This window comes from Cesiribacter andamanensis AMV16 (genome assembly GCF_000348925.1).
Taxonomy (GTDB): Bacteria; Bacteroidota; Bacteroidia; order Cytophagales; family Cyclobacteriaceae; genus Cesiribacter; species Cesiribacter andamanensis.
Genome location: NZ_AODQ01000174.1, coordinates 1 through 7,295 on the forward strand (window position 1 = coordinate 1; position 7,295 = coordinate 7,295).

Below are 7,295 nucleotides of genomic sequence, written 5' to 3' on the forward strand. Positions count from 1 at the left end.
TCTACTTTTCACACGAGCTGTTTGGCTGTGCTTGTCTGGCTATGGTGTTCCCTTGGTAGCGTAACGGCAGCTTCCGGGCCACCCCTTGCCGGTGCTTCAGCTTTTGCAACACCTCAGGTCATTTTTCCCTATACCGCTAGCACCATACAGGTGGGAGCAGGCCAGGAATTCATTATTCCCTACACCGTACAGGACCTCGATGAGACCCTCTACGAGCTATACCCCCTGGTGGCAAACTCCGACCTTACCGTCTGGAAGCGTTACCGCGGCTCAGAGATAGGCGGCTATGCAGAAGAACAGTACCTGGGCACCCACCAGATAGAGATCTGGGCGCAGCCCCGCCGCCCGGGTCTTCCCGAGCTGGGCCTGATCACCACCCTGCAGCTTCAGATTGTGAGCAGCTGTCAGAGCCAGGCCTGGTATACCGATGCCGACGGCGATGGCTGGGGACGCCAGTTGCTGGCCCGCAGTTGCACCCCTCCTACCGGAGCCGTCAGCCAGCGGGGCGATTGCGATGATGCCAATGCCTTTGTATATCCCGGAGCTCCCGAGCTGGCCGATGGCCTGGACAATAACTGCAACCAGACCACAGACGAGCAGGCCGGCGACAACCAGCGTCCCACCATTGTAGTAGAGGAGCTGCAGGGGCATAGCGGCGCCCTGCCCTATACGCCCGGCACTACCTACACTTACCGCATTACAGTACACAATCCCGAGCCCGATGAAGCGGTGCAGCTATCGCTATCGCAATACATACAGTCACCACCGGAGGAATTCAGTTTTTCATCCCCCCTTCCGCTTAGTGGCACGGGCATGCTGAGTGTAGACATCGCCTGGACCCCTGATACAGACAATTATTTTCAGGACGAATTTCTGGACCTGATTGAATTTAAGGCTACTGACGCAGCCGGCAACACCAGCATGACCTATCTTCAGGCCACTATCCCCTCCAGCCTTCCTCAGATCCATCTTGCGGCTGATACCTTCCGCATAGGCATCAACCAGGCCTTCCGCATTGAGGCTTACTTGCAGGATGATGTTAACCGCTATGCCACGCTCTACCCCTTGAATACCACAATTCCCTGGGATGAGTATAGCATTATAGAAAATACCAAAACCAGTTTTATTGGCTATGATGACCTAAGCCCTGGCCCCGAGCATGCCGGCCTGCACCGGGTGCTGCTGGTAGCTTTTGAAGATTATGTGTATACCCGCCGGCAGGTCTATAAGCCCTTCTGGGTATGGGTAGATCCTTCCTGTACCAACCAGGCCTGGTACCCGGATGCTGATGGGGATGGCTATGGCATAACAGCCGACTACAACCAGACCAGCTACCTCACCTGCGATCGGCCTTCCGAGGGCTATGCAGCTAACAATGAAGACTGCGACGATGCCCAGGCCGACACCTACCCCGGCGCTCCGGAACTGATTGGCGATGGCAGGGACAATAACTGCAACGGCGCCATTGATGAGGGGTTGTGCGATATCTCCGAACCCCTTACCGTAGCCTCCACCTGCTCGGAAGATCCCCAGAATTTCCGCAGCTGGATCATCTACAACCCCAACCACTGTGCCGTAGAGGTGCGCTATGACCTGCGCCAGTCTGATGTGGAAGGCACCATACTGGCCCTGCCCGGCGAAACCATATTCTCTACCCCCTTCCTGGAGCGCAACATGAACATCATGCAGATCCACTGGGAAGATGATGCCGGCCGGGAGCGTATGTACCGCTACCGGGAACCCAATAATACCGGCCTGCGCATCTTTACCATCTGCTCGGATGATCCGGCCCAGGAACTGCGCTGGCGCATCCACAACCCTAACGAATGCGCCTATTATGTAGAGTGGGAGATAGAAGGCAGTGATCAGCGCGGCAGCTACATTGCCCCACCCGGCGATAGCTACCTGACCACCACTACCATCCCCAACGATCCTAATGTAGCGGTGCTCATGTACTACAACTACCACAGCAAGAAGCGCTACTCTCGCCAGCCCTCGGCTTACCGCAACTGCTCCGGCAGCCAGGAACCCGATTGCACCATCAGCCGGGAGCTCACCATCGCCTCCAGCTGTTCCGATGATCCGCTAAACGTCCAGAACTGGGTGATCTACAACCCCCACGCCTGTGCCGTAGCCGTGCGCTACGAGCTGCGCGATACCGATCAGCAGGGTAGCCTGCAGGCCGAGCCGGGCTACACCTACTTCCAGACCCCCTTTGTGGAGGGCAGCCGCAACATCATAGACCTCTACTGGCAGGATAGCGATGAGCGGGAGCAGCGCTACCGCTTCCGCCAGCCGGCAGATGAGCCCCTGCAGCTCTTCTCAGAATGCTCTGACAATCCCCAGCAGGAGCTGCGCTGGCGCATCTTCAACCCCAATGAATGCGCCTACTATGTGCAGTGGAACATGCTGGGCACCCAGCAAAGAGGTTCAATCATAGCCCCTCCCGGTGAGAGCTTCTTTACCACTACCACCTCCCAGCGCGCCAACCTGGCCCAGATTACCTGGTACAACTACCAGAATGAGCGCCAGCGGGTACAGCTGGCGGCTAGCTTCCAGACCTGTGGCGATGCGCCTGCCACCCGCAGCCTGGCAGCCAAAGAAGCCAGTGAGCACACATTACGCTCCGAATCGCTGTCGGTGTATCCGATGCCTTTCCGGGATGTGCTGCAGCTGCGCCACCAGGGAATTACAGCCACTGCGCAGGTACGGGTGAGCCTGGTATCCCTTAGCGGCGCCCGCCTGGAAGTACCCGCCAACCAGATCCGCCAGACAGAAGGCGCTCTGGAGCTGGACCTGCAGCAGCTACCCCTGGCCGACGGCCTCTACCTGCTGCGCCTGGATATAGAGGGAGATAAGCCCCTTTACCAGCGGGTGATCCGCCAGCGCTAACATGAGATAAGCTGAACCATGCATAGCAAACCCCGGCCAGACTTGGCCGGGGTTTCTTTATACGCCAGTTCGCATACGCGTATCCGGACCACATGCCTGGAAATTTTCAGGCTGGTTCGAGCATGCTGCCTGTACCATAATAACAGTTGGCAGCTGAACGCATGCTGCGCTCTACAAAAGCCGGCCGTACAAGCACTTTAGACCCCCCTCACCCCTCCACCAACTCGCCAAAGCGCTCATTAAACCCTTTAATGCCCTGCAGACCGCCGGTATGTATGGCCAATAGGCGGGTGCCGGGTTTAAACCAGCCCTTTTTCACCAGATCATAGAGGCCAAACATCATTTTGCCGGTATAGATAGGGTCCAGCGGAATGCCGGTCTTGTCCCGGAACAGGTTAATGAAATTGATCAGCTCGGGCGTCCACTTGGCATAGCCGCCAAAATGGTAGTCCGGCATTAGCTGATAATTCTGGTAGCACTGCCCGTTGTAGGCCTCGGTAAGGGCATCAACAGCCCCCTTCAGATAACTGCTGCCCCTGAGCACCGGAAAGCCCAGCGCCTGTTGCCTGCGGTTAAGCCCCGCTACCAGGCCTGCCAGCGTACCCCCTGTGCCACAGGCCGTGGCAATAAAATCGTATTGCTGTACATCCAGCTCGCCTACCAGCTCGGCACAGCCCTTAACCGCCAGCGCATTGCTGCCCCCCTCGGGAATATAATAAAAGGGACCAAGCTGCTGCTGCAGCGCCTCCAGTTGGGCAGGCTCGTCCTTGTGGCGATAGGCCTCCCGGTCCAGGTAATGAAGCGCCATGCCCTGTTGCCGGGCAAACTGCAGGGTGGGGTTCAGGGGCAGGTGCTCCTCACCCCTTATGATGCCAATGGTCTGCAGGCCCCACTCCCGGCCGGCGGCTGCCGTAGCGGCTATATGGTTGGAGTAGGCCCCGCCAAAGGTGAGCAGGCGCTCCCATCCCTGCTGCCGGGCAGCTTCCAGGTTGTAGTAAAGCTTGCGCCACTTATTGCCGCTGATGTGGGGGTGCAGCAGATCGTCCCGCTTCAGGTACAGGCGTACACGGGCGGCCTCCAGCAGCGGATCGTCTAGGAGCTGAATGGGGCTGGGCTGGGCTGGGCGTGGGTGCATCAGCACAAAATAGGCAGAATAGGGGTATCCTAAAAGAAGAAGTCCCTGCAAGCTAAACATTTCTGTATCTTTGCCCTCATATGAAGCATTATCCAGAGGCACCCGAAGGGGAAGACGACGAGCTCTACGAACACCACCGCATTGTAGCCGACAAAAAGCAACAGCTGCTGCGGCTGGATAAATTCCTGATGGACCGCCTGCCCAATGTAACCCGCAACCGGCTGCAGAAGGCCATTACCGACGGCTTTGTAAAGGTAAACGACGGCAAAATAAAATCGAATTACCGGGTGCATCCCGGCGATGTGATTGTGATTGCCCTGCCCGAGCCCCCGCGCGATACCGAGGTGCTGCCCGAAAACATCCCCCTCAACATCATGTTTGAGGATGATGACCTGCTGGTGGTCTACAAAGAAGCCGGTATGGTGGTACACCCCGCCTATCAGAACTGGAGCGGCACCCTTGTCAATGCCCTCACCTACCACTTTCAGCAGCTGCCTACCCTGCCCGGCAACCACGGCCGCCCGGGCCTGGTGCACCGCATCGACAAGGATACCTCCGGCCTGCTGGTTATTGCCAAAAGCGAGCTGGCCATGCAGCACCTGGCCCGGCAGTTCTTTGACCACAGCATAGAGCGTACCTACCTGGCGCTGGTCTGGGGCGAGCCAGAGCCGGCCGAGGGCACCATAAACGTACCCCTGGGCCGCAGCCCCAAAGACCGCCGTGTGGTGCAGGCCTATCCTGAAGGGGAGGGCTACGGGCGCCATGCCATCACCCATTACAAAACCCTGCATACACTACGTTATGTGAGCCTGCTGCAGTGCCGGCTGGAGACGGGGCGCACCCACCAGATCCGGGCGCACCTGAGCTACCTGGGGCATCCGCTCTTTAACGATGCCATGTACGGCGGCGACAAGATCCTGAAAGGCACTACCTTTAGTAAATACAAGCAGTTTGTGGAAAACTGCTTCAAGATTATTCCTCGCCAGGCGCTGCACGCCAAATCGCTGGGCTTTACCCACCCCCGCAGCGGCGAGTGGATGCAGTTTGATACCGAACTGCCCGACGATATGAAGGCGGTACTGGAAAAATGGGAGCATTACGTACAGCATCACTAACACCCCATGCAGGCTGCGGCTTTGGCGAAGCGCCAGGCAGCCGGTCTGCAGAGCAACCACCCCCATGCAAGAAGAAGAGAAAGACGAACTTATACAGCCACAGGAGCCGCAGCCCGAAATGCCCCCTGCGCCAGACCCGCAGTTTTCAGACAGCCTGCAGGCGCTTATGCGCTTTTTGCGCACTCCCACGCAAAGCACAGCCGCGCTAAACGGCCATGCCCCGCTACGCACCTTTTTTCACATGCTGCTGCTGAGCTTTGGCCTAAGCATGCTGTCCATGCTGCTGATGAGTGCTTTTCAGAAAAGCGGTCTGCTGCCGGAGCTCCCCCATGCCATGGAAGACATCATGAAGCAAATGCCCCTGCTGCTGGTATTTGTGCTGGTGGCCCTGTTTATGCCCGCACTGGAGGAGCTGGCCTTTCGGCTGTGGCTGGTGTACCGGCCGCTGTATGTAGGGGTATCGCTCTGGCTCATTGCTTTTTTTCTGTCCCAGTCGTTTTTGCAGAGCGGGCTGGCGCTGGCTGGCTATGCGGTACTGGGCCTGGCCGCCCTGGCTACCATTGTGCTGCTTACGCTGGGTCCACTGGCCCGGCAGGGGCTGGAACAGCTCTACACCACCCGCTATCGCTGGATCTTCTGGGGCAGTACGCTGCTTTTTGCCCTGGTGCACCTGATCAACTTTAAGCCCACGGCCCAGGTGCTGCTGTTTGCTCCCCTGCTGGTACTGCCCCAGTTTCTGCTGGGCCTTATTCTGGGCTATGTGCGGGTGCGGCAGGGTCTGGGCTGGGCCATAGCCCTGCATGGGGTATACAATTTTATTATTCTGGGCCTGGCCTACTGGGGCATGCAGGCCGAAAGCCCTCTGCCGGCAGGGGGTTGAGGGGATAGCTGGCAGCGCCCGGGCAATAATTTGCCGGCAGCGGCCCTAACCGTTTAGCGGCAGCAGTAGTTGTAATAGCAAACCGCATCGCTATTTTTTATGCTACACACCCTGCAAAATACCCTTGTTAGTGCTTCTTTTAAAGAACAGGGCGCCGAGCTTTGCAGCCTGCGCCGCAAAGATACCGGCCTGGAGTACCTCTGGGAGGGCAATGCCGATATCTGGGGACGGCATGCACCTATCCTCTTTCCCATTGTAGGCCGCCTGCGGGACAATACCTATCGCCTGGAGGGCCGGGAATACAGCCTTCCGCAGCATGGCTTTGCGCGGGACAAAAGCTGGCAAACTGCCAAGGAAGGGGCCGACCGCCTGCTGTTCCGTCTCACCTCCGATGCCGATACGCGCCAGCACTACCCCTTTGACTTTGAGCTGCTGCTGGGCTATCACCTGGAAGAAAACAGGCTAAGCACCACCTACCGGGTAAAAAACACAGGCGCCGCCGAGCTGCCCTTTTCCATTGGCGCGCACCCGGGCTTTCGCTGTCCGCTGCTGCCCAACGAAGCGTTTAGCGACTACTACCTGGAGTTTGAAAAGGCCGAGACCCTGGAGCGCCAGCTGCTGCAGCACGGCCTGCGCACCGGCAAGACCAGCCCGGTACTGAACGGCCAGCTGCACCTGCCGCTCAATGAGGCGCTGTTTAAGGACGATGCCCTGGTCTTTGCGGGGGTTCGCTCATCCTATGTGGTGCTAAAAAGCCGCAAGAACACCCACAGCATACGGGTAGATATTGAGGGATTTCCCTACCTGGGCATCTGGACCAAATCCGGCGGGGCCCCCTTCATCTGCTTAGAGCCCTGGTATGGCGTTACCGATCCGGCCGAGGCCCGGCAGCAGGATTTTCGAAAAAAAGAGGGCATCCAGCGCCTGGCGGCCGGCCAGCAGTTTGAGTGCAGCTATGCCATTACTGTAGAGTGAACAGGGCCTATTTAGAAGTAGCTCACCGGGTCCAGGCTGCTGAGCAGCAGGCAAATTCCTGCCACTGCTATAGCCACACCGGTATGGTGTTGCGTATAGGCAGGTGGCGCCGATGTGCCAAAGTGGCCACCGTCCGAAGGGCTATACCCCCTGTTTGGCCAGTTGGCGGCCCATTTGTACCCTAATTTTTGCCTTTACCTGCCCGCATGGCTGCTCTTTCACAATACGAGTTTGAAACGATCTGCACCCTGCTCAACGAGCACTTCCTCGGCCAGCTGCAGGCCCGCCTGGCCCGGGC

The 7,295-nt window shown here is 58.3% G+C and carries 5 protein-coding genes; 4 read left to right on the forward strand and 1 reads right to left on the reverse strand.

Annotation, left to right across the window (positions count from 1 at the left end; genetic code table 11):
- Nucleotides 1–150: 150 nt before the first annotated feature.
- Entirely contained in the window at nt 151–2,892 is a 2,742-nt protein-coding gene (locus ADICEAN_RS19470) for a putative metal-binding motif-containing protein (protein WP_009197380.1), read from the forward strand.
- A gap of 208 nt (nt 2,893–3,100) precedes the next feature.
- Here the strand turns inward: ADICEAN_RS19470 and ADICEAN_RS19475 are convergent, their stop codons facing one another.
- On the reverse strand, nt 3,101–4,027 hold the full coding sequence (locus tag ADICEAN_RS19475; RefSeq protein ID WP_040398400.1) for a 1-aminocyclopropane-1-carboxylate deaminase/D-cysteine desulfhydrase: 927 nt from the start codon (nt 4,025–4,027) through the stop codon (nt 3,101–3,103).
- Nucleotides 4,028–4,107: 80 nt separating this feature from the next.
- Here ADICEAN_RS19475 and ADICEAN_RS19480 point away from each other — a divergent pair, with 80 nt between their 5' ends.
- From ADICEAN_RS19480 to ADICEAN_RS19490, 3 genes are all read left to right on the forward strand, one after another.
- Complete coding sequence (locus ADICEAN_RS19480) at nt 4,108–5,142, forward strand: RluA family pseudouridine synthase (protein WP_009197382.1); 1,035 nt, start codon at nt 4,108–4,110, stop codon at nt 5,140–5,142.
- Nucleotides 5,143–5,206: 64 nt separating this feature from the next.
- Nucleotides 5,207–6,022 (forward strand): CPBP family intramembrane glutamic endopeptidase, encoded by an 816-nt coding sequence (locus ADICEAN_RS19485; RefSeq protein ID WP_009197383.1) that lies wholly within the window; start codon nt 5,207–5,209, stop codon nt 6,020–6,022.
- Between the two features lie 99 nt (nt 6,023–6,121).
- Nucleotides 6,122–6,997, forward strand: coding sequence for an aldose 1-epimerase family protein (locus tag ADICEAN_RS19490; protein WP_009197384.1), 876 nt, complete (start codon nt 6,122–6,124; stop codon nt 6,995–6,997).
- The last annotated feature ends 298 nt before the right edge of the window (nt 6,998–7,295 follow it).

Excerpts from the sequence above, each read along its gene's own strand:
- ADICEAN_RS19485 (WP_009197383.1), top strand. The coding sequence starts at position 5,207 with ATGCAAGAAGAAGAGAAAGACGAACTTATACAGCCACAGGAGCCGCAG.
- ADICEAN_RS19480 (WP_009197382.1), top strand. The coding sequence starts at position 4,108 with ATGAAGCATTATCCAGAGGCACCCGAAGGGGAAGACGACGAGCTCTAC.
- ADICEAN_RS19475 (WP_040398400.1), bottom strand. The coding sequence starts at position 4,027 with ATGCACCCACGCCCAGCCCAGCCCAGCCCCATTCAGCTCCTAGACGAT.
- ADICEAN_RS19490 (WP_009197384.1), top strand. The coding sequence starts at position 6,122 with ATGCTACACACCCTGCAAAATACCCTTGTTAGTGCTTCTTTTAAAGAA.